The 24,613-nt window shown below is 44.0% G+C and carries 31 protein-coding genes; 18 read left to right on the plus strand and 13 right to left on the minus strand.

Going from position 1 to position 24,613, the window contains the following annotated elements; genetic code table 11:
- The first annotated feature begins 15 nt into the window (after window positions 1-15).
- From QUB08_RS02140 to QUB08_RS02165, 6 genes are all read left to right on the plus strand, one after another.
- On the plus strand, window positions 16-297 hold the full coding sequence (locus tag QUB08_RS02140) for a hypothetical protein (RefSeq protein ID WP_190740781.1): 282 nt from the start codon (window positions 16-18) through the stop codon (window positions 295-297).
- Between the two features lie 219 nt (window positions 298-516).
- The gene (locus tag QUB08_RS02145) at window positions 517-1,344 is read left to right on the plus strand and encodes a PHP domain-containing protein (protein WP_333223065.1); all 828 of its coding nucleotides are present in this window, start codon (window positions 517-519) and stop codon (window positions 1,342-1,344) included.
- Between the two features lie 201 nt (window positions 1,345-1,545).
- On the plus strand, window positions 1,546-1,755 hold the full coding sequence (locus QUB08_RS02150; protein ID WP_333223067.1) for a CsbD family protein: 210 nt from the start codon (window positions 1,546-1,548) through the stop codon (window positions 1,753-1,755).
- A gap of 294 nt (window positions 1,756-2,049) precedes the next feature.
- Window positions 2,050-3,021: a hypothetical protein gene (locus QUB08_RS02155; protein ID WP_333223069.1), complete on the plus strand. Its 972-nt coding sequence runs from the start codon at window positions 2,050-2,052 to the stop codon at window positions 3,019-3,021.
- Window positions 3,021-3,875, plus strand: coding sequence for a DUF1822 family protein (locus tag QUB08_RS02160; RefSeq protein ID WP_333223071.1), 855 nt, complete (start codon window positions 3,021-3,023; stop codon window positions 3,873-3,875). The genes QUB08_RS02155 and QUB08_RS02160 overlap by 1 nt, the downstream gene beginning before the upstream one ends.
- 237 nt (window positions 3,876-4,112) lie before the next feature.
- Window positions 4,113-4,337 carry a DUF433 domain-containing protein gene (locus tag QUB08_RS02165; protein ID WP_333223073.1) on the plus strand — a complete coding sequence of 75 codons (225 nt, stop codon included), beginning with the start codon at window positions 4,113-4,115 and terminating at the stop codon, window positions 4,335-4,337.
- 7 nt (window positions 4,338-4,344) lie between these two features.
- On the opposite strand, the gene xseB is transcribed toward QUB08_RS02165, so the two are convergent.
- Window positions 4,345-4,572: an exodeoxyribonuclease VII small subunit gene (xseB, locus tag QUB08_RS02170; RefSeq protein WP_333223075.1), complete on the minus strand. Its 228-nt coding sequence runs from the start codon at window positions 4,570-4,572 to the stop codon at window positions 4,345-4,347.
- Window positions 4,569-5,738, minus strand: coding sequence for an exodeoxyribonuclease VII large subunit (gene xseA, locus QUB08_RS02175; protein ID WP_333223077.1), 1,170 nt, complete (start codon window positions 5,736-5,738; stop codon window positions 4,569-4,571). The genes xseB and xseA overlap by 4 nt, the downstream gene beginning before the upstream one ends.
- Window positions 5,739-5,974: 236 nt before the next feature.
- Between xseA and QUB08_RS02180 the strand changes: the two genes are divergently transcribed.
- Complete coding sequence (locus tag QUB08_RS02180; protein ID WP_333223079.1) at window positions 5,975-6,709, plus strand: hypothetical protein; 735 nt, start codon at window positions 5,975-5,977, stop codon at window positions 6,707-6,709.
- Here QUB08_RS02180 and gmk read toward each other — a convergent pair.
- The 4 genes from gmk to QUB08_RS02200 all read right to left on the minus strand — a co-directional run bounded on the left by gmk (window position 6,706) and on the right by QUB08_RS02200 (window position 11,885).
- Window positions 6,706-7,275 carry a guanylate kinase gene (gene gmk, locus QUB08_RS02185; protein WP_333223081.1) on the minus strand — a complete coding sequence of 190 codons (570 nt, stop codon included), beginning with the start codon at window positions 7,273-7,275 and terminating at the stop codon, window positions 6,706-6,708. The genes QUB08_RS02180 and gmk overlap by 4 nt on opposite strands.
- 78 nt (window positions 7,276-7,353) lie before the next feature.
- Window positions 7,354-7,620, minus strand: a complete 267-nt coding sequence (gene remA / locus QUB08_RS02190; RefSeq protein ID WP_333046047.1) for an extracellular matrix/biofilm regulator RemA — start codon at window positions 7,618-7,620, stop codon at window positions 7,354-7,356.
- A gap of 1,124 nt (window positions 7,621-8,744) precedes the next feature.
- A complete protein-coding gene (locus QUB08_RS02195) occupies window positions 8,745-10,847 on the minus strand; it encodes a M3 family metallopeptidase (RefSeq protein ID WP_333223083.1) in 2,103 nt (700 codons plus the stop codon).
- A gap of 201 nt (window positions 10,848-11,048) precedes the next feature.
- Window positions 11,049-11,885: a hypothetical protein gene (locus QUB08_RS02200; RefSeq protein WP_333223085.1), complete on the minus strand. Its 837-nt coding sequence runs from the start codon at window positions 11,883-11,885 to the stop codon at window positions 11,049-11,051.
- Window positions 11,886-12,029: 144 nt separating this feature from the next.
- Between QUB08_RS02200 and QUB08_RS02205 the strand changes: the two genes are divergently transcribed.
- Together QUB08_RS02205 and QUB08_RS02210 are read left to right on the plus strand one after the other, a co-directional pair.
- A complete protein-coding gene (locus QUB08_RS02205; RefSeq protein ID WP_333223086.1) occupies window positions 12,030-12,173 on the plus strand; it encodes a hypothetical protein in 144 nt (47 codons plus the stop codon).
- A gap of 162 nt (window positions 12,174-12,335) precedes the next feature.
- Window positions 12,336-12,470: a hypothetical protein gene (locus QUB08_RS02210; RefSeq protein ID WP_333098282.1), complete on the plus strand. Its 135-nt coding sequence runs from the start codon at window positions 12,336-12,338 to the stop codon at window positions 12,468-12,470.
- Between the two features lie 234 nt (window positions 12,471-12,704).
- Here QUB08_RS02210 and QUB08_RS02215 read toward each other — a convergent pair whose 3' ends face one another.
- Window positions 12,705-12,947: a hypothetical protein gene (locus QUB08_RS02215; RefSeq protein WP_333223088.1), complete on the minus strand. Its 243-nt coding sequence runs from the start codon at window positions 12,945-12,947 to the stop codon at window positions 12,705-12,707.
- A 172-nt stretch (window positions 12,948-13,119) separates the two neighbouring features.
- Window positions 13,120-13,596: a type II toxin-antitoxin system antitoxin SocA domain-containing protein gene (locus QUB08_RS02220; protein ID WP_333223090.1), complete on the minus strand. Its 477-nt coding sequence runs from the start codon at window positions 13,594-13,596 to the stop codon at window positions 13,120-13,122.
- Window positions 13,597-13,690: 94 nt separating this feature from the next.
- Between QUB08_RS02220 and QUB08_RS02225 the strand changes: the two genes are divergently transcribed.
- Window positions 13,691-14,104, plus strand: coding sequence for a hypothetical protein (locus QUB08_RS02225; protein WP_333223092.1), 414 nt, complete (start codon window positions 13,691-13,693; stop codon window positions 14,102-14,104).
- Window positions 14,101-14,427, plus strand: a complete 327-nt coding sequence (locus QUB08_RS02230; RefSeq protein WP_333223094.1) for a hypothetical protein — start codon at window positions 14,101-14,103, stop codon at window positions 14,425-14,427. The genes QUB08_RS02225 and QUB08_RS02230 overlap by 4 nt, the downstream gene beginning before the upstream one ends.
- A 5-nt stretch (window positions 14,428-14,432) precedes the next feature.
- Here QUB08_RS02230 and QUB08_RS02235 read toward each other — a convergent pair whose 3' ends face one another.
- On the minus strand, window positions 14,433-15,848 hold the full coding sequence (locus QUB08_RS02235) for an NB-ARC domain-containing protein (protein ID WP_333223096.1): 1,416 nt from the start codon (window positions 15,846-15,848) through the stop codon (window positions 14,433-14,435).
- Between the two features lie 173 nt (window positions 15,849-16,021).
- On the opposite strand from QUB08_RS02235, the gene QUB08_RS02240 reads away from it, so the two are divergent.
- Together QUB08_RS02240 and QUB08_RS02245 are read left to right on the plus strand one after the other, a co-directional pair.
- Window positions 16,022-17,527 carry a hypothetical protein gene (locus tag QUB08_RS02240; RefSeq protein ID WP_333223098.1) on the plus strand — a complete coding sequence of 502 codons (1,506 nt, stop codon included), beginning with the start codon at window positions 16,022-16,024 and terminating at the stop codon, window positions 17,525-17,527.
- 71 nt (window positions 17,528-17,598) lie between these two features.
- On the plus strand, window positions 17,599-17,961 hold the full coding sequence (locus QUB08_RS02245; protein ID WP_333223100.1) for a hypothetical protein: 363 nt from the start codon (window positions 17,599-17,601) through the stop codon (window positions 17,959-17,961).
- Here QUB08_RS02245 and QUB08_RS02250 read toward each other — a convergent pair whose 3' ends face one another.
- Complete coding sequence (locus tag QUB08_RS02250) at window positions 17,962-18,114, minus strand: hypothetical protein (RefSeq protein ID WP_333223102.1); 153 nt, start codon at window positions 18,112-18,114, stop codon at window positions 17,962-17,964.
- 66 nt (window positions 18,115-18,180) lie between these two features.
- Between QUB08_RS02250 and QUB08_RS02255 the strand changes: the two genes are divergently transcribed.
- The 5 genes from QUB08_RS02255 (at window position 18,181) to QUB08_RS02275 (ending at window position 19,994) form a co-directional block, all read left to right on the plus strand.
- Window positions 18,181-18,441, plus strand: coding sequence for a hypothetical protein (locus tag QUB08_RS02255; RefSeq protein ID WP_333223104.1), 261 nt, complete (start codon window positions 18,181-18,183; stop codon window positions 18,439-18,441).
- Window positions 18,434-18,853, plus strand: a complete 420-nt coding sequence (locus tag QUB08_RS02260; RefSeq protein ID WP_333223106.1) for a hypothetical protein — start codon at window positions 18,434-18,436, stop codon at window positions 18,851-18,853. Before QUB08_RS02255 ends, QUB08_RS02260 begins: the two co-directional genes overlap by 8 nt.
- A 148-nt stretch (window positions 18,854-19,001) precedes the next feature.
- Window positions 19,002-19,400 carry a hypothetical protein gene (locus tag QUB08_RS02265; protein ID WP_333223108.1) on the plus strand — a complete coding sequence of 133 codons (399 nt, stop codon included), beginning with the start codon at window positions 19,002-19,004 and terminating at the stop codon, window positions 19,398-19,400.
- 122 nt (window positions 19,401-19,522) lie between these two features.
- The gene (locus tag QUB08_RS02270; protein ID WP_333223110.1) at window positions 19,523-19,798 is read left to right on the plus strand and encodes a BrnT family toxin; all 276 of its coding nucleotides are present in this window, start codon (window positions 19,523-19,525) and stop codon (window positions 19,796-19,798) included.
- Window positions 19,782-19,994, plus strand: coding sequence for a hypothetical protein (locus tag QUB08_RS02275; RefSeq protein ID WP_106147613.1), 213 nt, complete (start codon window positions 19,782-19,784; stop codon window positions 19,992-19,994). Before QUB08_RS02270 ends, QUB08_RS02275 begins: the two co-directional genes overlap by 17 nt.
- A gap of 233 nt (window positions 19,995-20,227) precedes the next feature.
- Here QUB08_RS02275 and QUB08_RS02280 read toward each other — a convergent pair whose 3' ends face one another.
- The 3 genes from QUB08_RS02280 to QUB08_RS02290 form a co-directional block, all read right to left on the minus strand.
- Complete coding sequence (locus QUB08_RS02280) at window positions 20,228-20,521, minus strand: TIGR03792 family protein (RefSeq protein ID WP_333223112.1); 294 nt, start codon at window positions 20,519-20,521, stop codon at window positions 20,228-20,230.
- A 26-nt stretch (window positions 20,522-20,547) separates the two neighbouring features.
- Window positions 20,548-22,758, minus strand: a complete 2,211-nt coding sequence (locus tag QUB08_RS02285) for a PAS domain S-box protein (protein WP_333223114.1) — start codon at window positions 22,756-22,758, stop codon at window positions 20,548-20,550.
- Between the two features lie 586 nt (window positions 22,759-23,344).
- Entirely contained in the window at window positions 23,345-24,553 is a 1,209-nt protein-coding gene (locus tag QUB08_RS02290; RefSeq protein WP_333223116.1) for an AAA family ATPase, read from the minus strand.
- Between the last annotated feature and the right edge of the window lie 60 nt (window positions 24,554-24,613).

The following is a 24,613-nucleotide window of genomic DNA, read 5'->3' on the forward strand; positions in this document are numbered from 1 at the left end:
TAGGGAAAAAAAATTATGCAAGCAACCAACCAAGAAGGAATTATCAATCTGACAATCCACTATACCAACGGCAAACAGCAACACTTCCAGTTCATTGCGCCAGAGGGAACAGTAGGAGAGCAAGCAACTTTAGGGACTCGCCTGCACAAAATGTTGACAGCAGACCCGGTAATTCTCGAATTGGCAGATAAACTGGTAGTTATCCCAGTTCACAACATACAAAGTATTGAAATATCGCCGGTTCCTCCCAAATTGCCAGAGGGTGTGCTTTACCCCATGCGAGAAATCAAGAAATAGCTAAGGTATTCTGCATCTAAAATCAACTGAAAAGGCGGACAAAATTCCCACCTCACGCCAGCTTTTAATAAACAGAAATCTCCCCATAAAATGCGCGAAAAGTTATTACAGATCACAGATGGAAATTACCCAAAAACTTGTCGATCGCCGGGGACGATATATGTCACATGAGTGAGGGGAATAATTGTAGATTTCGCAGACTTTAACTTACCAGAAAAAATGCTAGAACTCCACTGTCACACTACTTATTCCGACGGCACTCTCACCCCTGCCGAACTCGTAGCTGCTGCCGCGTCTTCGGGGGTTCGCGCCTTGGCCGTCACCGATCACGATACGATGTCGGGTTGGGATGAAGCCTTCGCCGCTGCTGCTTTGCACGGTATCGAAATAGTCCCCGGACTCGAACTCAGCACGGTTCACAACGGCCGATCGCTGCACATTTTAGGTTTTTATCCCGATGCCAATAAGTTGCGCGTTCCTTTGAACGATCGCCTGGAAGGAAGGTTTCGCCGATCGCAGGAAATGGTCGAAAAATTAGCAGCAATGGGATACGCGATCGAACTGCCAAAAACATCCCCAGGAATGGCACCGGGACGGCCTCACATTGCCTCTGCACTTGTAAAAGCCGGTCACGCCAAATCATCGCGGGAAGCATTCGATCGCTGGCTGGGAGATGACGGCCCGGCTTATGTTCATTACGAGAAATTCTCGATCGTCGAAGGCATTGATTTACTGAAAAGTTGCGGCGCAGTACCAGTTTGGGCTCACCCTTATTTATTTCGCGGCGGCGCTGTTGAGGAAGTCTTAAAAGAATTAGTAGATGCGGGTTTAATGGGAGTTGAAGTATACCATCCCAGCCACAGTTCCAGCCAAATCCAAAAGTTGAAAGATTTGTGTCTTCATTACGGTTTGCTGGCAACGGGTGGCAGCGATTATCACGGCCCCGATCCTGAAAGGAAAGCAACAGATAGCACCCAATTGAATATGCTGCATTTGCCCTTAGAATTGCTCGAACCGATTAAAGTTGCTGCGGCGAGTTTGAAATAGTTTTTTAGGACGAATTTTGCCGACGTATATAGTGGTGAAAAAAAAGGAATCGTTTACTTTTTGAGTGATAAATTTGCACGAAGTAAGTCATCAGAAGAAGATCGAGGTCAAGCAGAATATAAATTAATATGAAGTTAAAGGCAATTGCAGGCGAGTTGATTTTACAATGTTACTAAAGCAACTTGCCAAACGGAGCTTATCATGACTACAGAAGACAGAGCGAAGGCGATCGGCAAAAATTTAGAAGGCAAAGCTCAGGAAATTTTCGGGAACATCACGGGCAACAAGAAAGACCAGGCTGAAGGCAAAGCCAAACAAGCCGAATCAGCCGCCCGCCACGCAGCAGAAGATGCTAAAAATGCGGTGAAAAATCTGGCAGATAAAGCCAAAAGGTCGATCGACAAATTGTAGAAAGGGCGTTATACCAAATCCTGGCTAATAGAATTCGCTTCATATCAAATCCTGTGTCATCAATTGGGTTTGATATGATTTATTTTGGGAAGGTGCATAAACTGGGTGACTCCTGCGATATCTCTTCAAAAGCGCAGTGGAGAAGTCCCTATGATTGTTAATTTTACACCGGATTAATTTCGTAGTAAGGACTTCAGTCCTTATCGCATTGCCTTTTGGAAAAATTTTTGCTCAATTCTGCATAAAGCCGCCAAAACCTGCGATATCAGAGTATCAACACGCAAAAACTGGACTATGACGAGACATGATACCCCCGTCGAACCCTTAGCAGGTTTAGTTCCTGTAGCGGCAAGTTTCAACTTGTTGCTTCCACCCACAGGTTGGGAACTCAAACCGATTTCGTTGACTTTGTTACTGTTGGCACGTTACAGCGCTATTTTCCCAGGGAAAACCGAATTATCTCGATGTCATCCGAACAACGTGCCTGTGAACACCGACGAACAGTTACGCCAACTTCTACAACTCTTGAAAGACTCGCAAGAGGGGAGTCAGGAAAAAGAAAGACTCAAAAATAAATTGTGCCAACTCATTCCCGATTTGCCCGGAATTCGCAAGCATCCTTATCCTAATATTGATTTAGAGGAAATGATGCAGGAAGCTTATTGCGGTTTTATCAAAACGCTTTCGGTATTTTTGCGGGGAATTGACCTCGACAATCTCGCTGCTGATGTGTTGCGAACCCGAGTGGTTCAGCGGTTCAATAAAACTCTCAAGAACAAAGTCTATGACCAATATCGCCGGATGCAGCAACAGATTTTTACTGTTAGTTTTGATGCTCCGATTACGAGCAACCCAGGTGAAGAATTTGAGGCTCAAGAACCGATAGACGATACCACAAAAAATGGGATTGAGCAACTCATCGACAGAGAACAAGCTCACAATAAGCAGCGCATCGGCCGCAAACTATGGCAGTGTATTGAAGACGATCCGACGGGAGAACTGCGAAACAGTTATCCCAATGAAAAAATAGATAAGACTCAGCCAAACACTCCCGAAAATCGTCGCCCTCGACCGGATGCCAATTGTCACATACTGGCAGTGCGATTGCTGCTGAAAGACCCTCCTGATAAATTATCGGTAATTGCCAGAGAGTTAAATATTGACTATCAAACTCTCAACTCTCACTGGAAAAGAACAGGTTTTCAGCTCGTCAAAGAGATTGGCAATAGAATTGCTAAAGAATGTGGATATCAACCGGAGGAATAATGGTGAACAGCATGGATACTTATTTGTTACAAATTCCTCTGGAGCAAACTGCCCGCAATTTTGCTCTGCAATTTGCTTCAGAGCAAGCTAATCCGCAAAAAGGCAAGCGGGTTTATTTCAATACTCTGGCGGTTTGGGCTGTTAACTATTTCTTGGAATGGATGGAAATGGAAACCGATATTGATAGTGGTGATAGTTGGAATCCCGCAATGCGGGCGGTTTTGGATGTCGGCGATTTGGTTTTGCCGGGAATTGGCAAGATAGAATGCTGTCCGGTTCAGCTTGGAGAATCGGCGATTTCTCTGCCGGAAGTGCGAGGAAACCGCATTGCATATATCGTCGTTCAGTTTGCCGAACCTTTCGATAAGGTGAAACTTTTGGGCTTTATTCCGGCTGTGGAAATTCATGATGAAATTCAAGAGATTTCTCTAACTGATCTCAAACCCCTTGAGGAATTGTGGGATTATTTGGATCGGATTGAGTTGGCAATTCCGCTGTTGCAAGGTGAAATTGAAGAGTTGCTATCTGATTTGGGAGAAGATGACCCCGTACAAGCACAAGTTCGGGAGAATTTGCAAAACAAATCTATTTCTGAAATTGTGGCAATTTTGAATAAAGTTTTGCACAGTAGTGAGAAATCTGACTGGGGATATGAAGGGGGGAAGGCTTTAGCGGGAAGTGGTTCTAGCAATGGAGGTTTGGGAAATAGAGATATATCTTTCTATGGGGATAAATCTTCACCTGTTGAGAAAGCTTCAGATATTGAGGAAGATGTGAAAGCGGAACTGAATCTGATTGCTGAAGATTTGTTGGAGAAGTTAGCTGAGATTTGGGGAGATGATGATGACTTGTAGGGGTTCCCATCGACTGAAGAAATCGGGTTTTTGACCACATCGGCGGGTTGAAACGAAATATTTTCCTCCATCAAAACCGGTTTCTGAGTTCCCACCGACTGAAGAAACCGGGTTTTTGGCCACATCTGCGGGTTAAAACGAAATATTGTCGTCCATCAAACCCGGTCTCTGGGCCCCCACAACTCAACCCTAAAATTCATTACAATGAATCAATGGAAAATCTCTAATTGAAAAGACATGACTCAAAATAATTTACTGTCTCGCATCTCAATCGACTCGAATATCTGCTTTGGCAAACCCTGTATTCGCGGCCATCGCATCTGGGTTTCTCTGATTCTTGACTTTCTCGCTAGTGGAATGACTTTGGAAGAATTGCTTGAGGAATATCCCAGAATTGAACGAGAAGATATTTTTGCTTGTATTGTTTATAGAAGAGATAGGAACGATCGTTCTCAATGTTAATCAGCGCTTAAAAATCGGGTTCCGCAGCCAAAAGCTCGATCGCCAAATCCATCTGTTCCTTCCCCCGCGCCAAAAAGCTTTCGCACTCCTGCAAACACTCCACAGCCACCGCAAACTGCTCGAAAACCTGTTCTAGAGGCAACTCTCCCGATTCCACCCGATCGATAATCGCTTCAATACGATCGACCGTTTCCTCATAATTCCAGTCAGACTGGCGCAACTGCGAATCAATCATAACTTTTCTTCCGCATCCAATACTTCTACAATCTTAACTTTCAGCACGCCACGACTCAACCTCACAGTCAATTCCTCTCCCAATTCCAAACCGTCAGTTGTGCGGACGATCGTACCGTCACTTTGGATTACCGCCGCATAACCCCTTTGCAATACCGCTGCCGGATTCAGTGCGGCTAACTTTTCTTGCAATACCTCCAGTTTACCAGTTGCTTGCCGCAAAGTTCGGGATGTCGCAGGCAAACGTTTTAATCGATTTTGTAACAGTTGCAAATGCTCTTCTTCTGTCTGAAATCTTGCCCGCACAGCAGTTGCTAAATTGACCATTCGCTGCTTGTGTTCAAAGTAAAGATCTGCTAAAATTGGTACAGCTTGAGCGGCCGCCGCAGTCGGAGTGTGAGATCGTTTATCTGCTACTAAATCGGCGAGAGATTCGTCTCTTTCGTGCCCGATGCCTGTAATAATTGGAATCGTACAATTCGCGATCGCCCTGACAACTCTCTCATCATTAAAACAAGCCAAATCTTCCGCAGAACCGCCGCCGCGCCCTAAAATGATCACATCAGCCCTACCGTCCAATTCTACCCGGGCGATCGCCCGCGCGATCGCAGCAGCAGCAAATTCTCCCTGGACTCCTGTCGGCGACAGCAACACCCGCAAACCCGGATATCTTTGGGCTAGAGTCCGCTGAATGTCTCCCCAAGCAGCGCCAGTATCGGATGTCACCACGGCCACAATTTGCGGGTGTGCGGGAATCGGGCGCTTTCTGGCGGGATCGAAGAAACCCTCAGCATCCAAGCGCGAACGCAATTGCTGCAACCGCAAAGCCTGCAACCCTTCCCCAGCCGGCAGCGATTGCACAACAGTCAACTGGTACTCGCCACGATTTTTGTAAACCCGGATGCTTCCCAAAACCAGCAACTGTTCGCCTTTTTCCGGGATTTGCACCAATTTTTGCCGCTGAGAATTCCACACCACGCAGCGAATAGCAGCGCTTTTGTCGGTGTCGCACAGAGTGAAAAAGCAGCCGCTGGGGTGGTGCGAAACGTTCGACACCTCGCCTGTCAGCCAAACTGATTGCAGGTTGCGATCGCCCTCCAACAAGTCTTGCAGGTATGATGTTAGTCCGGCAACAGATAAAGCTGTATCGGGAAGAATTGAAGTCATCCAATTTTAGATTTTAGATTTTAGATTTTAGATTTAGGCTACTATCAATGCTTCGGACAGTGTGTGATTGCCAACCGTAAAATAAGGGTTTCAGGGCGATTGCCGAATCGACTTCCTAACGGAAAATCAAGGGTTTCCCACTAGGATCTCAAAATAGTCCGGACTATTGTAGTATATCTAAGGTAATTTATTTGTAGGCTGAGCGGGCGATCGTAATTTTAACTGCAAACAAACTAATGATATCAGATACAATGACTTCGATGAATGTGCTGCGCCAAGAGGCTGCGGCGATCGGCATTACTGAGGAAGAAGCCAGAAAATATGGCGACCTCCGACATAAAAGAACTTGGTCTTTGGCGATCGAACATCACCTCTCAATGCAAGATTTTGCCGATCAAATAGAAACATCCTTCACAACTTCCGAACCCGATTCCTCCAGCGCACTCAACCACTCTCAGACTGCGGAGTCGAAAGATTATGGTATTCAGCTAACTGCGAACCTAGGCGAATCTAGAGTAACCAGGGAGAACCAAACAGCCTCTCTTGCTTCGCCACAACAGCAACCAGTAGCAATCGGGCGATCGCACGGTAATTCCGACCACCGCAGCAACCAAAACCGAGGTTTTACACAAGTAGTTCAAAATCATATTAAAGCATTAACAATTGCCTCCGCCTCCCGCACAAATCTTCCCTATTCACAACTGGGCAATTGGGTTTGTCCTGAGTGTGGGCCGGAGGGTGAATTAGGTTGTTACCTTTGCGCCGGAGAAGGCAATGTAGGCGATATTTCAGCTATTGGCTGGACGCTAGCTTATATGGAAATGTTGGGCTGTTCTCCTCGCGAAATTGAACCCTTGAGAAAAATTTCGCCTTCATCTAATATTCTGGAATTGAATTTAAAAGTTTGTGTTGCTATCAAACAAAGTAGCGAAGTTTTAGCCAGGACGGAGAAATGGGTAATTAGCCATTAGTTACCTGAAAGCTCAACCAAATTAAGTATTGATTCTAGCTTTTTAAAAGCAACTTCCAAATCGTCATTAATCACTTGGAAATCGAATTCCCCTGCAGCTTCAATTTCCTCTTTAGCCCGCACCAACCGACGGGCGATCGCACTTTCGGAATCTTGACCCCGACTCCGCAGCCGCCGCTCCAATTCTTCCCAAGAAGGAGGTAAAATAAAAATTCGCAGCGCCTCTGGAAAATTATTCCTAATTTGCCTCGCTCCTTCGAGCTCTATTTCGAGCAATACCCATTTTCCCTCACCAATTCCTTGCTTGAGACCAAAATAGGGAGTACCGTAAAAATTGCCGGCAAACTCGGCCCATTCCGCCAACTCTCCAGCCTCAACCATTTGTTCAAAGCGGCTGCGGCTGACAAAATAGTAGTGCTGTCCCTCAATTTCTCCCTCACGGGGCTCACGAGTTGTCACGGATACCGAAAGATATAATTCGGGATGGCGATTGAGGAGCGATCGTACTAAGGTGCCTTTCCCCACACCGCTAGGCCCCGTCAGAACAATTAATTTACCGGATTTCATTTTTAGAAGAGAAACTTGTAACAATTTAAGTTTCCGCTTACTTTAGACTGTAAGCGCTCAAATTGCAACTGACAAACCTCAATCATCCCGACCTTGACCGTCTTTGCTCACCACAAAACGATTAGCAACCGTTTCCGGCTGAATCGCCGAGAGGATGACGTGACTCGAATCTGTAATAATTACCGCTCTCGTGCGGCGGCCGTAAGTTGCGTCAACCAGTTGTCCCCGCTCGCGCGCATCAGTAATAATCCGCTTAATAGGCGCTGATTCGGGACTGACAATGGCAATCACTCGATTAGCAGACACAATGTTACCAAAACCGATATTAATTAATTGAATATCCATGAAAATCTTAATCTATGGGTGAATGAGTAACTATCAATCCTTACTTTTTATCATATATACAAAGATTTTTCGGACAATCCTCAAATTAATCCCAACTGATTTTTTTAGTTTCTACCTAGAATTTTTACCATTTTGACGCCGAGTAGCCGTTCTTTATCAAAATTTTAAAAAAGCCTCGCTGTAGCCGCTCTATATTAAAGATTCGGTAAAAGCGTCGATTTTGAGTTGCTAATAAAAGCATTACCTGTATCGAGACAAAAGCATATAAAAAATGTTGCGAAATATAAAGTTAATTTCGGGGAGAGGGAAACTTAAGTATAATCAGCGATCGATAACAGCAAATATTCGCAAATGCTGGTTTGATGAGCCTTCAAACTAAACTATAGCAATCCTCGCAGAAGTCGTACAAATATGTAGGGGTAGTGCTAAGAGTGCCTACCCCAGCCTCATGGGGGCAACCGGGCGTGGGTTTGCCCCTACAAGAATTATACAAATGATTTAGGATTCCTATAAAAGCTGCTGGCGATCCTCTTCGAGGGCTTCGCTAACGCACTTTATGCCCGATTGTTCACCAAAAGATTGGGGATGATGTGCCAAACTACAGATGTTTCTTGCATGATGTTCTACAATAAAATGGGTTTGTAGTGAGGAATGCAAGTCTTATTAATACCCATAAAAAAAGTGCTGCTACACTTATCAATTTTATAACAATTATGAAAATTTGCAGAGTCTCGCGCCGGACAAGGCAGTGCCGTTTCCCTACCGATGGTCGCAGGATTATATGTAGCAATAATTGTGGAAATTAGTATAAAAATTTGAACACTTTAGTTTTTACTACAAAGATTTTTAATTCAGCACAATTTAGGCAAAAAGTGGTTTTACGCATGATATCAATTCCGGTTGCATTGGAATGATTAAACCGCAGAGGACACAGAGAACACAGAGGAAGAGAACAGAGAGATGAATTATTCCGATGCTACCGGATTTGATAGGAATTATAGCGGTAAAACTTCATGCACACCGCACCCTACACATACAGGATATGCGTAAATCCTGTTCAACAAAAAACTGGGACTAATGCCGATAAATTCACCCGCATTAATCCGCAGTTATTCCACACTTAATTAAGCAGCAACTAAACCGCTGTGTCTCAACAAAGCTTTAGTGCTCGGTTCGCGTCCCCGGAAAGTTTTAAACACTTCCATCGGGTGCAAACTGCCGCCCAATCCTAACACTGTATCTCGGAAGCGCTTGCCTGTAGATGCGATCGCACTTTCATCTTCCAAACCCACTTCCTCAAACGCTGCAAAAGCATCAGCGCTGAGGACTTCCGCCCATTTATAACTGTAATACCCCGCCGCATAGCCACCCGCAAAAATGTGTCCGAAAGCGCACAAAAATGCGTCTTCTTTCAGAGGAGACAAAACAGTCGTAGTTTTAGCGATGCGGTTGCGGACATCGGCCACAGTTTCGCTGCCACCCGATCGATAGCGGTGGTGCAATTCGATGTCAACGCTGCTAAAATGTACTTGCCTGAGCATGACGCTGCCACTCATGTAGTGGCGCGCTGCTAGCAGTTTTTGGTAGTAGTGTTCCGGCAAAGTTTCCCCGGTTTCGTAATGCTTTGCCATCCCGAACAAAGTCGCGCGATCGTAACACCAATTTTCCATAAATTGACTGGGCAATTCCACCGCATCCCACTCAACATTATTGATGCCCGAAGCCCCCGGATAGTCTACCGTTGTCAGCATATGCTGCAAACCGTGACCGAATTCGTGAAACAAAGTTTCGACTTCCACAAAAGTCATTAAACTCGGTTTGCCGTCAACCGGAGGACTTTGGTTGCACACCAAATAAGCCACCGGCAACCGCGTGGTTGTCTTTCCGGCTTCCACAAATTTAGCGCGCACCACGCACTCGTCCATCCAAGCACCGCCGCGCTTTTCATCGGGGCGGCTGTAGGGGTCTAAATAGAAATTGGCGATCGTATTTCCTGCTTCATCATTTATTTGGAAATAGCGCACATCTTTGTGCCACACAGGAGTTTGACCGTCCGCCGCAGTTACTGTCACGCCGAACAGCCGCTTTACTAATCCAAATAACCCCTCTAATACCTGCGGCAAAGCAAAGTAAGGGCGCAATTCTTCGGCACTAAAAGCAAACTTTTCTTCCCGCCGCCGTTCCGACCAAAAACCTACATCCCAGTGCTTCAAATCCCCAGCTTCCGGCGCGCCTTTTTCGACAGCAAAAGCTTTCAAATCTTCTAAATCTTTGACAGCAGCACTGTAACTAGCTAAGCGCAATTCTTCTAACAAAGCTTCCACTGCTGCAACGTCGGGAGCCATTTTGCTCGCCAAGCTCAATTCGGCATAACTGCTAAACCCGACCAAAGCAGCTTTTTCCTGGCGCAAAGCTAAAATGCGATCGGTCAACGGCCAGTTATTCAATTCTCCGCTACTTGCTCTGCCGACAAAAGCTTTGTACAACTTTTCGCGCAAGTCGCGGCGGGTGCTGTGCTGCATGAAAGGGCCGTAACTCGGAAAGTCTAAAGTAATCCGCCAAGGGCCGTTTTCGGCATCCGCATTTTCTGCGCCGGCGCTGCGAGCGGCTTGAGCGGCTAAACTCAACAAACTCGGTGGCAAACCGTCAATTTCTTCTTTGTTTGTGAGGGTGATGCTGAATGCTTTGGTAGCGTCGAGGACGTGATTGGAAAATTGGGTAGTAATTTCGGCCAATTCTAATTGAATGGCATTAAAACGCTCTTTTTGCTCGCCTTCTAAACCGACGCCGGAGAGTTGGGCGTCTCGGAGAGCGGCTTCAACAATTCGCTTTTGAGCTGACTCTAAGCTGTCCCAATTTTCGCTAGCCCGCAGCGCTTTAAAAGCTTCATAAAGCGGTTTGCTTTGACTGAGCTTGCTCCAAAATTTTACTACTTCCGGCTGCACTGTTTCGTGAGCCGATCGCAGTTCCGGGCTATTTTTCACGCCCATCAAATGTCCGACAATGCTCCAGCTCCAATTTAAACGCTCTCCGAGTCGCTGCAATGGTTCTACTAAGCCGCTCCAAGTCGGTTCTACAGACGATTCTAAGTCAGCTAGCGAGGCTTCTAGTTCGGTCAGCAGTTGGGTAACAGCGGGGACTACGTGTTCTGGTTCGATCGCGTCAAATGGAGGCAATCCTTGACCGATTAGTAACGGGTTATCAGCAATAGTTACGGTTGCAGTCATTGATTTTTCTTGTAACAGGTTGAAAACAGGTGAACTAGAGAGATTAGCTTTTAATCTTTTAACACAGTTGTCAAAAAATTTGGGTCGATCGGGCGACAGTCGGAGAGTGTCTGAGTGTCTGAGTGTCTCAGTGTGCGAGGTAAAAAATCTTCCTTCTGACTGTTGACTGTTGACTAATGACTGTTGACTAATGACTGCTGACTACTGACGGTTCTCTGGTGTGTGCTGCAACTCCTTGACAACTGAGATTAAGCGCTTGAGGTGAGGTTTGACAACTTCTTGCTGCTCGTGTTCCAAACGGTGGATTTGAGCTTGGACAATCGACAAATCTGCAGTCGATTGGTGTGCGGGAGCTTGCAGTTGGCTTTGCAAATTGGCCATGACTTTCTGGATTTCCAAAAATCGAGTATTTACTACTTCCCAGTCGTCTCGGCTGATAGAAGTTTCTGCCAAGCCTTGCGTGGCGCTTTGCAGTTGCTCTATAGCCTGTTCCACAGCTTGGAGATTCGCCCGTTGGCCAACCGATAAATCTTGCAGTTGTTCGCTCACCTGCTGGCGGACATCGAGCACAGCAGACGCCACGATTTCTTGCAAAGAAGCTACCGACTCTCCTAAACTCAGTAACTGCCGCTGAATATCGATCGACTCTTCAAAGCCCTCAGCCCTAGGCAGTGCAGCCATTTGCTGGCGCAGCGCTGCAATATCTGCTGACAACTGCTTGCGTAATTTAACAATTACCGTCACGGCCGTTTTTTCGACTTTATTGACAGACTTTTGGACTTGAGCCATTTCCGAATTTTGATGCACTCGCACTTGCTGCTCGAACCGATACCGGTTAGCCACATTCAGCGACAAAGCCAAAGTTAGGGGAGCCACCCCGTAAAAAGCTTGACCCGACACTGCCACCGCCAGGGAACCCACACCAGAGGCCGCCAGAGAGGCGTACTCTGCCAGCTCCAACCAGTGCCTTTGAGGAAAAGTTGGTCTCAAGTGGTTTGCAACAGAGGGTTTTGGCTTCCGCACGGCTCTTTGGGTCATAGTATTTGCTCGTTGTTGGTAAGGTTGCGAGATTGGGTGGAGCATCGATTTCTATCCTTTTTTCAGTTATATGTTTTAGATTATTTCTTGAAACTCTTCTATTTTTACCTTTGTGAGTAAGTTAAGGATGATTGACATATTATTATGTATTTGGGAGCCTGTGACGATCGCGCCCAATTCCGGCTGTTAAAAGGTTCGCCCCAACGCGCCCTCTATTTTACAGGAGTTAGCGCGATCGGGTTCGGGCGATCGACTTCGGGCTGCCCAGGCTCACCGAAAAATGCCTAAGACGATTTTAGATTTTAGATTTTAGATTAAAAGTTAAAAAAATGCGACTTACCCAGGACGATCGTGGTTGGGAGCTTGTCGGGAGTTGCCTTTTTGTGCGCCCGTTGGTATAATCTACTCTTTCTCAATTGCCCCTCTCCAATTTACTGCAAAAATTGACCAATGAACTCAGAAAAACCCGGAATTGGCGATCGGCTAAAGTCTATTTTCAGTATCGCCATCTTTATCATTCTCGTACTAGGAGTAGGCTTTTTAAGCGTTAATTTTATTTCAGCTCTCTATGCAAAGTTTTCTTAACTTAAAATTAGGACTTACGCATGGGGCCCAGAAACCGGGTTTTTTGCGAGAATACTTCGTCGCAGCCACAGATGAGCGTAAAAAACCCGGTTTCTTTAATCCGAGCAACAGAGGACACGGCAATGCAGTTTCCCTAATTCAAAATAATCGATCGCGAGAGACGTAACTATCACCCAATTATGTTGTAGGGAAACGGCACTGCCGTGTCGTGACCGTGGGTAATTTATCATAATTTCAACTGTAAAGATTGTGTTCTGGGTCTAGCCAGACAATATAAAAAACATTTTCACTAAAAAAGCCATGCACCCTACCATACTCATTAGCAGATATTTGAAAGTGGTAGGGAATATTGATTAAAATTTCTTCATTGGGAATCCCGAAACCATTAGGCTCAGTTGTAGTTAGCCAGATAATTCCATGACAGCGCAGGCTTTTACTTTGATTGTTGATAATTTCTTGAGCGTTCAATTGTGACAAATCGCGCAGCCTTCTCAGTAAAGACGCTAGATACTTAGCATCTCTACCGCCAATTTAAAATTTATCTTTATCATCCTGATAATACCTGAAGGAAAAACTAATTCCTTCCGGTATTTTTACATCAAGACGATTGATGTTAGATAAAGATTGCTGCCGGCGTATATCTGCCTTCTTAATTTTCTTCAATGACACGGCTTTTGTAAAATTCTCTCATTGATTCCTTGGTAATAATAGCATGAGAAGGTTCATCTTTTGGCAAATCACCTCTAGCATTAATCCAAGGATGTTCGCGGCGCACCATCAATTCTAACTCATAGGCATCGCAAAAGAAATATTCGTCGGATAACTCGTCTAAAAACTCTTGTACTTCTTTGGGAAACTCGGGTTTTTCGACTTCTTTCAGAATTGGCTTCCAGTCAAATTGTTCTTTGTATTCGTAAAATAAAGCCGGGATAGTCGGCCCGTGCACCCAAGCTTCAAAATCTTCATCAAACAGCGGTGTATCTTCAAAAGCTAAATACCATGCTTGGGCATAGTACAAGAGTTTTTGTAGCTTGTGGTTGCTGAGGTAGGAACCTACATCATTCGCGAACCAGATGTAGTAATCAGCGAGTTGCGAGGCTGTTGTGATTGTAGTTATTGTGGTCATAGAAGTCGATTTAATAAGTTTTGTATTCTATGATAGCACAGTCTTAGGTTTTATAATTTTTGGGGTAATGCTCAATAGGCTATGATATGTTTATTTGCAGTTCAGTTTTTATCAGGTAAGGTTAAAGTTGAGTTTTGATGAAGGTAGGCAATTAGAGATTGTGCAGGCAATTGAGCGGGTGAGAGACGGAATTTTCTGGAAACCAGGAAAAGCAATGTCTCATTTACTCAAAAGGATTAATTTAGGTCATTTAGGGCCGGATGCGACCCTTGAAGAATATAATGGAGTTATCAGTTTAATTGTCAGGGATGCTGATGCTAAAGTTTATGTGTATGTCTACGGAGAAATGTTTTATCCGACAGTTACCAGCAGTGTAAACAACACAATATGGCTGGTAATGATGGGCTTGGATGGAGTTTTAGAAACGGCTTTTCCTCCAAAGGAACCGGAAAGCTACCTGGCTAATTCAATGTTTATTTATGTAGGTTTAGTTAAGGATTTGTTATGAATACTTTGGTAAAAAACTATTGTGTAATGGTTGAATTTCCTGATGTGAGTGGGGCTGAACATTTAGAAATGTTGCAACTTAGAGATGAGTTGGCAAAAGTTGAATCTCAACTGAGTGAGGAAGAGAAAGGTTTATTAGCAAATGCCGATCGACGGTTAGTTGAACAAGCAAAGGAGTTTTATGAGGAGTTGTCGAGATTTGTGGATTTAACCCAGAAGCGCAAATTTGAGGAGATTACACCTCAGCGTTGGTGGTGGTATTTGGATGTTTTGGCATTGTTGCCGAATTTGAGGAAACAAGAGTTGACAAGCGGTGTTGTTTGAAATGTTTATTCATTGTCGATGTTTGTTAAGTGCGATCGTCGAGTTTTGATATATTGCTTCAGTACAGGTGACAAAGTGTAAAGACTTTCCTGTTTTTCGATCAAGCCGCGCCGCGATAGAGATTGCAATGCGTTTAGCAAATTTGATGATGATATTTGTCCGTTTTGTAGCAATTTGGCGACGTTGACTGGCTGGTTTTCTGTCGCCAACAAGGACATAACTTGTTTTTCTAGTTCGGAAGTGCGATCGTACTGCTGCTGTAAAACATCTTTCAAATCTTCGGGCAACAATATGGTATCATCTATTAATAACTCGGTCGCGCCGATTCCCAACTCTAGAATCAGAGTTGCCACGCTTTTTAACCATAACGGGTTGCCTTGGTAGCGGTGAATGAGTGCTTCGCAGTTATCGATTTCTGCTAATCCTTTATCTCTGAGGATTTCCCCTGCGGCTGCGGTATCTAAACCAGTGAGTTGTAAGGTACGAATTGGAGTATTTTCGCTGGTGAGTTGAGGAACTTCTTTCGGCGGTTCCCAACCAACTAGCAGAAAGCAACTTTGATGGGATAATTTCTCTATTTGTTTGAATAGGGAGCGATATTCTTCGTATTCTGGTTTATACTTTCCTGCCAATTCGTCGCTACAGAAAAGGTTGTGAATGTCATCTAAGACTATTAAACAGCGATGGTTTTGTAAATATTTAATCAGCGGTAAGGGTTTCTGGTTTGTTGGGGATGAATCTTGTTTTTCTGACTGGTAAAAAAGCTGTGTTAGGTTAGATTGAAATTTATCGATGGTGGAGAGTTCGTCTAGTGTGAACCAAGCTGCGTATTCAAACTCGTCTTTGATTTGTTGTACGAGTTGTACTGCTAGGGATGTTTTGCCGATGCCGCTGATACCGGTGAGGGTGATGAGGCGACAGTTTTGTTGTAGAATCCAGGTGGTGAGGGTGTGGAGTGAGGAAGTGCGATCGAAGAAATTGCCCAACTCCGGCATTTCGCTTAAATCTTGATGTAAAGTTTTAGTTGGTTTTGGGTTAGATGTTTCGTTATTATCTGGATGTGACGTTGATATATCTGGGGGGTGTCTTCCTTCTCCACAGGTATTAAAATTACCACTGATGTGTTGTTCGATGACGTTTTGTGTAAAGCTTGAAACATTAGAGACTTGAAACCTTTGAATAGCCGATCGTAAATTTGATTTACTGATATCTTCTCCCAACTCTTCTGAAAGTATCTGCCATAATTCCGATCCCACTTTCCGAACACTACTTTCCGAACAGTCAAAGTCTTTGGCTATGTGCTTGTATGTCTCGCGTTGTAGAGTTCCTTTCAGTACCGCTGCTTGTAAATCATCAAGGTGTTGACCCGTTTTCTCGAAGATTATGCGATCGGCGAGGTTTAAGGCTTCTTTCAGATTCATGGGGGCCGGGAGAGGTAATTTTTTTGTATTATAGCTCACATTTAAGAACAGTTTAATACATTTTTCCACATTTGTGTACAGAAGTAAGTTGAATGGAGTCTATAGGGAGGTATATATAGGTACAAAATTGAACGTTTTTGGCTAGACAAAGTTTCTGATGGGGGGGATAAGTTGTGTATATCTCCTTAGTTGAATCTAAGGATCTAGGAAACATGGAACGAAGAATGACGGAATCGACGCGCTATCTCTGTGCAGCAGTTCAAATCGATGAAAAATTCTGCGATCAAATTCTCGAAGAATTTCTTGAGGAAGATTATACGGTTATAGGTATTTGTCATGGGGTCGATATTCCCACTGTAATTAAGAGCTGTCTTTTGGCTAAGACAAGGAGAAATGAACGAAACAATCGTTTATATATTTTCTTGCCATGTTTATTTCTATTGGGATTGTTTTTCCAGCTCAATTTATATATTTGCTGTCTGATTATTTATTCGCTGGCATGGATAATAGTATTTTCCTACGAAAGCGAAAGTCGTTATAAAATAGTAGGAAAATATTTATTAAAAAAGAATTTTAATCCTGAGTTTATACGTTCACAACAAGTTAGCCCAGAACAAGAACAGAAGCTAAAAGAAATATCTGAAAGCCAAGATGCTAATGTCATTATATACGGTGGATTTTCACCCTTCGTTGGCTCTGGATTAAATATTAATGGGTGGTCATTTGCTGTAGATATTAAGAAAGGGAAAGAAAAACGTATACACACAAAGCAACCTATAGACTTCGCAGTCAGTGAGCTATATGACTACATAACTGATTCCATCCAAAACCTGGGATTAGACAATTTGAGTATTGAAGATAATTTGTACATTAATGGGAATGGGCAAGAACTTCGCGAGGGGAAAATTTTTTTACCTCAAGATATGATGCGACCAAATACTAGAGTTGAGGATCATTTAATTCGATTTTTTATTGAGAATCCCACTGATTCTATTCGCCATTATAGATGTCTGCGAGTGACTGACTGGAAGGGCGAAATCATTTTGTCAATTTTTCTCAGATTGTCAAAAATTGGAGAAAATTTATTTATAGAGGCAAATTATTACTTGCTCACACCTTTAAGGTCATACTACCGTCAGTATGATGATATCAAATCTGAACCATCTAAGGCAGATATTCTAAAACTTGCTTGGAGGTCTGCATTCCAAACATTTTTATTGAGTATATCTGCACTAATATCTATTTGTAGATTACTAATATCTATTGATAATTTAGATTTCAGTGAATATCGAAAAAAAAGAAACCGAAAAAAGAAGAAAGAAAAAGAAATCAAATCTAATCCTACCTTTAATTATGGAGCGATCTCTAGCTTGCGTGAAAGGGTGAGTCAAGAGGAATATCAAAAATTTTTTCAGAAGCTCGATCAAGAAATGTATTTGAAAATCATTGAACGCAGGATTGTAGATGGTTTGTCAAAATTTTTGGATAGCAAGAATATAGACACCTCCGACTTCAAAAATGCAAGTTCAACTATATTAAATCACGGTATAATCGTTGATGGTGGTTCTCTCCAGGCCGAAAACATCGCTGTAGGAAAAAGAGCCAAATTAATATTACAGATTAAAAGAAAAGGGAACAAAGCAGGACCTACTGACGGAACAGATAATGACAGAAAATGAATCAATTGGAACCAGGGCAAGTATTTGAATTGTGCAATATTTACCTAGGATGACAAATTTAGGAGTTAACAATGAGTGAACATAATGAAGGGATAATTATGAATGGTGGCTCTCTGACAGGAAGAAACATTGCTGTGGGGGTTGACGCGACAATCAACGAAACAAATAATTTTAATCGGAAACCTTCTATCTCTGAATCTGCTGCCGAGATTCAACAGTTGTTGAATCAACTGCAACACACTTATCCAGGAGATATTGAACGTGCTGTTTGCGAAGAAATTAAACGCAACCCTACTTTCCGCGATCGACTCCGTAATGCTTTTAAAGAGGGTGGAATTGAAAGCCTGAAACAACTGTTCGCACCATTAAACATTCCAATCGAATTTGTCCGTGGTTGGGTTGAGGCAGAAGCTCAACCGCTCAAAGACGACTGACTATAAGTGCGATCGCCCTTCGCCCATCAAGATCGATCGCCCTTTATTGTTTCTGCTGAGTGAGAGCATAAAATCAAAGAGCGATCGCCCCTCACACCAAATACCAAACACTGCGATGATTGTACGGGTAGCGATCGCCCGATCGCGCATCAAGAGCGATCGCCATTAAAACGCGAGTTTAAAGGCTAAAATAAATGTATGTCATCTTAAACAAGCGATATGCCTCTCAGTGAGCTTTTACCCGCCGTCGGTCAATTATCTCATCAAGATAAACTGCGACTCATTCACTTTCTCCTACTTGCAGTTGCTAAGGAAGAAGGATGCAGCCTAGAACCTGCTGAAGATACTAATTCAGAAAATGTACTCCTGAATCAACTAGCATCAACCGATGCAGTTGTATGGTCTCCACAGGCAGATATGGAATCAGTTCAAGCATTATCAGAACTTCTACTTGCCGCCCAAGAATCAGCTCATGCTTAATAGTCAGCGATTTCCATTTATCGAGCGCATTGATAGCCTTGGGCGATCGAGTATCATGCCATATTTGCCCATCACTCTCTCCAACGGCAACAACTCCGTAGAAGTGATGGCATTGTTGGATACGGGTGCAAGTGTCAACGTTTTGCCTTATCAGATTGGTCTACAACTAGGGGCAACATGGGAACAGCAAACTGTTCCTATTCAATTGAGCGGGAATTTGGCTCACAGTGAGGGGCGGGGATTAGTGCTTTCGGGTAAAGTTACTCAGTTTTCACCGCTTTTGCTTGCATTCGCTTGGACTCGTTCGACAGATGCACCTGTAATTCTTGGACACCTCAACTTTTTCTCGGAGTTTAATGTCTGTTTTTTTCGTCACGAGTTAGCTTTTGAGGTTTCCCCAAGGGAAAAATGAATTGTTTAAGCAATATACTATCTGTTCCGATATGCGAGATCAGTTTCATTGTTTCCTAGTCAGATTCCAGAAACTTCGAGCAATTCTAGTTTACCTCAAAGCTGTTCACCTGTACCAGTATCTTGACGGATGGTATAGGTGCTATTGAATGGGAAGGATCTCGCCCCTCACACCAAATACCCAACACTGCGATGATTCTACCAACAACGATCGCCCATCAAAACTCATAGCGATCGACATTCGTTATAATCAAAGCATCAAACCTCCACCAGATGCCGCGATGACCATCAAAGAACTCCTCATCCAAGAAATCGATAGCACCCCTGACGAACTACTTGCGGATATTCTCAGTTTGGTACGATCGCTCAAATCCACTCCAAACCCCCAAATCAATACCTACGAACAACTGCTAGAACGTATCGACTACCTCGAAGCTATCATCGGCACTCGCAAAGGACTCGAAAGCTTCGGTCGAGGTGAAGGTATTCCAGCGGAGACAGCTATGACAGCGCTACAGCAGCAGTTCAACATTCCTCAGAGTCTATGAGTTTCTAGAAGTCAGTCACATTGACATTTTTGATTTTCGCCATGTTGCCCTAAATAGTAAAATACAGCAGTAAGCTAGGCAATTGCCAACCTCCCTCTTCTGCTTGAGAGTAGAATATATCTATGAAGTTTCAGTGGGACTCAAGCAAAGCGAGTAGTAATGCCAAAAAGCATGGTGTGTCTTTTGAAGAAGCTGTCACTGTCTTCGGAGATCCACTGGCTATTACAATTTCTGACCCTAACCACTCTGTAGGTGAGTTCCGTCTTTTAACGATCGGTCAGTCAAATTTACAGCGCCTTTTTGTTGTGTCCCATACAGAACGAGAAGGTGAAGTGCGTTTAATCAGCGCCCGTTTAGCCACCCGACAAGAGAGAAAAAGCTATGAGTCAGGAACCTGAAGTAACAATTAATGACGAGATGAGACCTGAATATGATTTTTCAGGTGGTGTCCGTGGCAAATACTATGAAGCCTATATGAAATCAAGTAATGTTGTGATTCTCGATCCAGACGTAGCAGAAATATTTCGAGACTCAGCTTCTGTCAATGAAGCGTTGCGATTGCTGGCAAAAATTGCCAAGTCTGTCACTGTCTAGGTAGCGCACACAACACAACAAATCAGATCCGAAAGTGTCCAGGTTATCTGTGCTTGCATAGGTGGAAAGCAAGGGGTGGCCCGATCGCCCTTCACAGCAAATACCAAATAGTACGATGATTGTACCACGATCGCCCTTGACACCAAATACCAAATCGATGTCTGCGGTACAATCAAGGTAAAACGCATGATTAATCTTTCAAAAATTAACACTATCAACTGACTGCTGACTAACTAATGTAAAAACTTGCGAACTTGATATTCGCGACTTTCGGCGATCGCAATGTGCAAATCCCCCATTTGAGCATCCAACTCATCTATTGTGCTTTGTGGAACCGACTTCCACTTCTCCCTAGTTTCCCAGCGAATCAACATCACCACCTCATTTTCCACCGGATCTACCCAAATTTCTTTGCCTAAAAAACCGTCCAAACTTTTTAGTCCCGCCGTCCAAACTTCCTGATCTCGCTGAATAAATTGCTCCCACTTTTCTTGAGGTACTTTAAATTTTAGCCACTCAATTACCATCTTACTTCCTATTTGTAAATAGCTAATTAATCGTTGCCGATCGCAATTTTAATTATCAACTCAGTTCCCTCTCCCGGACGCGAAACACAGTGCAATTTACCACCGTGCTTTTCTACTACTAAATGCTGGGATATTGCTAGACCCAAACCTGTGCTCGTGTCTGGACATTTAGTGGTAAACAAAGGGTCAAAGATGCAGTCTAGGACTTCTTCAGTCATGCCAGGGCCGTTGTCACTAATGGCGATCGCAACTTCGTTTTCCCCTACCACGGAAGTCCGAATCCGAATTTCGGGATTGAATTTTTCAGACTTCGACCTGGCTGAAGACAAGTAAGACTGATTTTGAATTTTACCATACTTTTCGGCATTTCTCCCCCCTTCTTCCAAAGCGTCGATCGCATTTGTCAACAAGTGCATGAACACTTGGTTTAAGTGTCCCGCATAGCAGTGAACTCGCGGCAAATCCCCGTACTCTTTAACTAGAGAAATCCCCGGCCGTCCCCCTTTAGCTTGCAGTCGATTTTGCAAGATTAGCAAAGTGCTGTCCAAACCTTCGTGGATATCAGCAGGCTTCATTTGGGCTTCGTCGGTACGCGAAAACAAGCGGAGCGATCGCACGACATCGCGAATCCTTTCCGAACCTACTTTCATAGAATTTAGCAGTTTTGGCAAGTCTTTTTTGATGAAGTCTAAGTCTAATTCTTCTATCAAATCTTGAATTTCCCGCACGGGATGGGGATAATACTTTTGGTAAAGGTCGATCGTTCGCAGCAGTTCTTGAATGTAGCCGGTGGCGTGGCTGACATTGCCGGAAATAAAACTAACTGGATTGTTAATTTCGTGCGCTATTCCTGCTACCAACTGCCCCAGGGATGACATCTTTTCTGTTTGAATCAGTTGAGTTTGAGTTTGCTGCAAAATTAACAGCGTCTGCTCTAATTTAGCCGCTTGTTGTCGCAGGCGTTCTTCTGATTCTTGCAAAGCCAAAAGAGACTGTTTGCTTTCGGTAATATCCAATCCCACAAATACCGCCGCCGTACTGTTATGGTATTTTTGAGCGACAATTAGATAAGTTTTATTTTCTCCTCTAATGCTCGCTGTTACTTCTTGAGATGTCTTCTTTTTATGGTTGGCAAAGAAATCGTAGACTAAATCGTTAAATTTGGGACTTGTATCTAAAAAACCTACTTTTTGACCGATAAATAGTTCTGCCGGCATTTTGTAAGCGCTAGCTAAATGTCGGTTTACTCCCAAGTAGCGCAAATCGGAACTTACCCAAGAAACTAATCCGGGCACGGCGTCTAAAACCGCTTGAAGTTGCTCTTTTGCCTCTACGAGCGCTGATTCTGCTGCGAGGCGAGCGGAAATGTCGCGGGCGATCGCGCAGCGGTATTCGCAGCCGCCGTATTCTAAATAATTAACTTTAACTTCGACCGAAAAACTGGCGCCGTCTTTGGTTTTGTAACTGGTTTCAAAAGTGAGGTTGGTTTCCTGCTTGAGTTGAGCCCAGTGTTCTCGCCAATCCGATGCTGGCAAATGCGAATCGATGTCGCTAACCCTCATGTTTAGCAGTTCCGATTCCGAGTAGCCGAAAAGATGGCAAGCGGCTTTGTTCGCGTAGCAAATTTGACCGTCTGAGGTACTAAAAAAGATTGTATCAGCAGCATTTTCGAGGGCAATTTGAGTTAGTTGTGGTATTGTTTCTAACTGCTTTCTTTTGACCTCGGACTGAAATTTATTATAGCAATTGGTTTGAGGGGGAGCCTCAGCTATCTTAGATGCAAACAAAATCAAACCGCCGATCGCACCTTCGCTATTTTTCCAAGGTTGAAATACCCATCTTACCGACTCGCTGACAGAGCAACTTGCGGTTTTTCCTGATACAGATGCGATCGATCGCCCTGCCACAAACTCGCTGTATTCCAAAACTCCCGTCAAACAAGCCTGGGCATTTTGCTCCCAATATTCCGGGAGATTCGGGAACAGTTCCCAATGAGATCGGCCGATGACCTCGCCGTCGCCCAACCCGCAATCTGTTTCCCAGCGACGAGAAACCGACAGATAGCGCATTTCACAATCTACCATTGCCACGGCCTCGGCGGAGCGCTCCACAAACCGCCGAAATCTGTCTTTACTCTCCGACACGGTTGCCTCTGCGGGTTGTTGGGCGATCGGGAAAGTCCCGTCAACGTACCTTCCCAGTCCCTGACTTTTTTGCTGAACTGGCTTAGTTTGCACGGTTTGGGATTTCCTCCATAACTGTCAAGTTTGAAAAATTCTGTTTGAGACCAAAAATGCTGTTTTCCCCTGATTTGCTCTCTCGGACGATACCCTTAGAGGGTATCACCCATCATTGATATCATTTTTGATGGGGATATGTCTATAGGCATTAGTGTCAATTTAAGACCAAAGCTAGTGCCAGGTTGCCGTTTGACGATTAGGCATATATCGCGCCAGCGCCCCCCGAATAATAGTCGGAGGGGACGGGAGTGCTCTGTTGTGTCCCCCCACTATTCCGGGGCGCAGGAGGGCAGCCAGACTAGGCAAAAAACGAGAGATAAAAAGGGTTTTAGGCGATTCTTGACACTAATGGTCTATAGGTACTCAAAAAAGTTTCCCCCAAACTTTGAGAGTCAGAAGATTTCCTGGTAATTGTGGGATATTTTATACAAGCTCCCAAAAGAATGCAACTGTCCGCCCGCGATCCAAACCATGAGCTTCATCAGTCATTCCCAATTTTTTAATTGAAAATCCCAAATCGAACATAGTATTAGATCGTGTAGCCAGTGCGATCGCCAGATAGCTTGAGAATGCAAGAGAGCGCTCAAACAAATTTGTGCGTAAATTCACTGGTAAAATCCACTCTCCCTTTCCGTAACATTGCAGGATCTAATCTTTCCGTCGTGTTACAAGTCATCAAAACTACGAGTTTTTGCTGAAATTGAATGCCGTGTTCGTCGATGACGCTTTGATACAAAGTGCCATCCAGCAAACTCAAAATGTGTTCAGTTTTGTTAGTGCGTTGTGCCTCTGCAGTCGATCGATCTTGAGCCAAATTATCAGCCTCATTGATAATAATACAAATCCGCTCTAAATAACTCGGTGGCACAAAATTTTCCACAGCATCGTGGTCTAAGATAAAAATCACATAACCCAGCGGCACTAAAATTTCCTTTGCTACCGCTTGCGTCCAAGCAGTTTTTCCCGTTCCCGGTTCGCCACTAACCAAAACAGCCAACTGATTTTGATCCAAAATTGCCTGCTGAACTGTATCAGTAAAACTTTGAACCTCCGCAGAAAACGTGCGAATTGGGAACTGACTGTGAACCTGTCCGACGCGGCTTTTGTACCCGCCCAGAATCACCGCTAAATTATAAGTTGCCTTGCTAACGAGCGGCGCAATATCTTGGCAAATCAGAGTGTAGCAGCGTCTTCCCCTATCGTAGCTGTCAATTTGCAGCCAGCAGCCGAATCGAGCCCAAGAAGCATAAACAGTACCCAAAACTTCCAAGCGTTCCCAGCTAACAAACCGCTCCGGGGGATAAGAAAAATGTCGCTCCATAAAAGACTGGGTAATTGCATCCGGTTTCCCTAGCAAATCCAGAACTTTGAAAACAGTAATTTCTTGGAGTTTGTTGAGAACGTAGTCGATGGGAATGCTAGCGCGGCTGACCAATTGCACCACAGGCGTTTCGGTAACTAAAACGTCTTTGTAGCGGTAATCCGGGTAAACTGGCTGCGGAGTAATGTAATCCCAAAATTCATCAATTTCGTAGCGAGTATTTTCCGAAAATACATTTAAAATATTTGCCCACCAAGTATATTGGTGTCGTCCCATTGCGTCGGCAATATCGCTAGCTGCCCCTAAAGTTTTTTGAGCTAGTTCTTGGGGGTCGCTAGACGCTAAATGTACCAGGTGTTCCCAATCAAATTTACGATAAAAAGGTCGCCAACCAGAGCCTAGCAGACCTCTATTTTGAGAATTATTTTGATGATAATTGTTTTCGCGATCGCCCATATTTTCCGCACTCATTTTGCCAAAGTCCTACTTACTCTTATTTTACATTTTTTGTGGCACACATTCTACAAATAA

This window comes from Microcoleus sp. BR0-C5 (assembly GCF_036705045.1).
Classification (GTDB): domain Bacteria; phylum Cyanobacteriota; class Cyanobacteriia; order Cyanobacteriales; family Microcoleaceae; genus Microcoleus.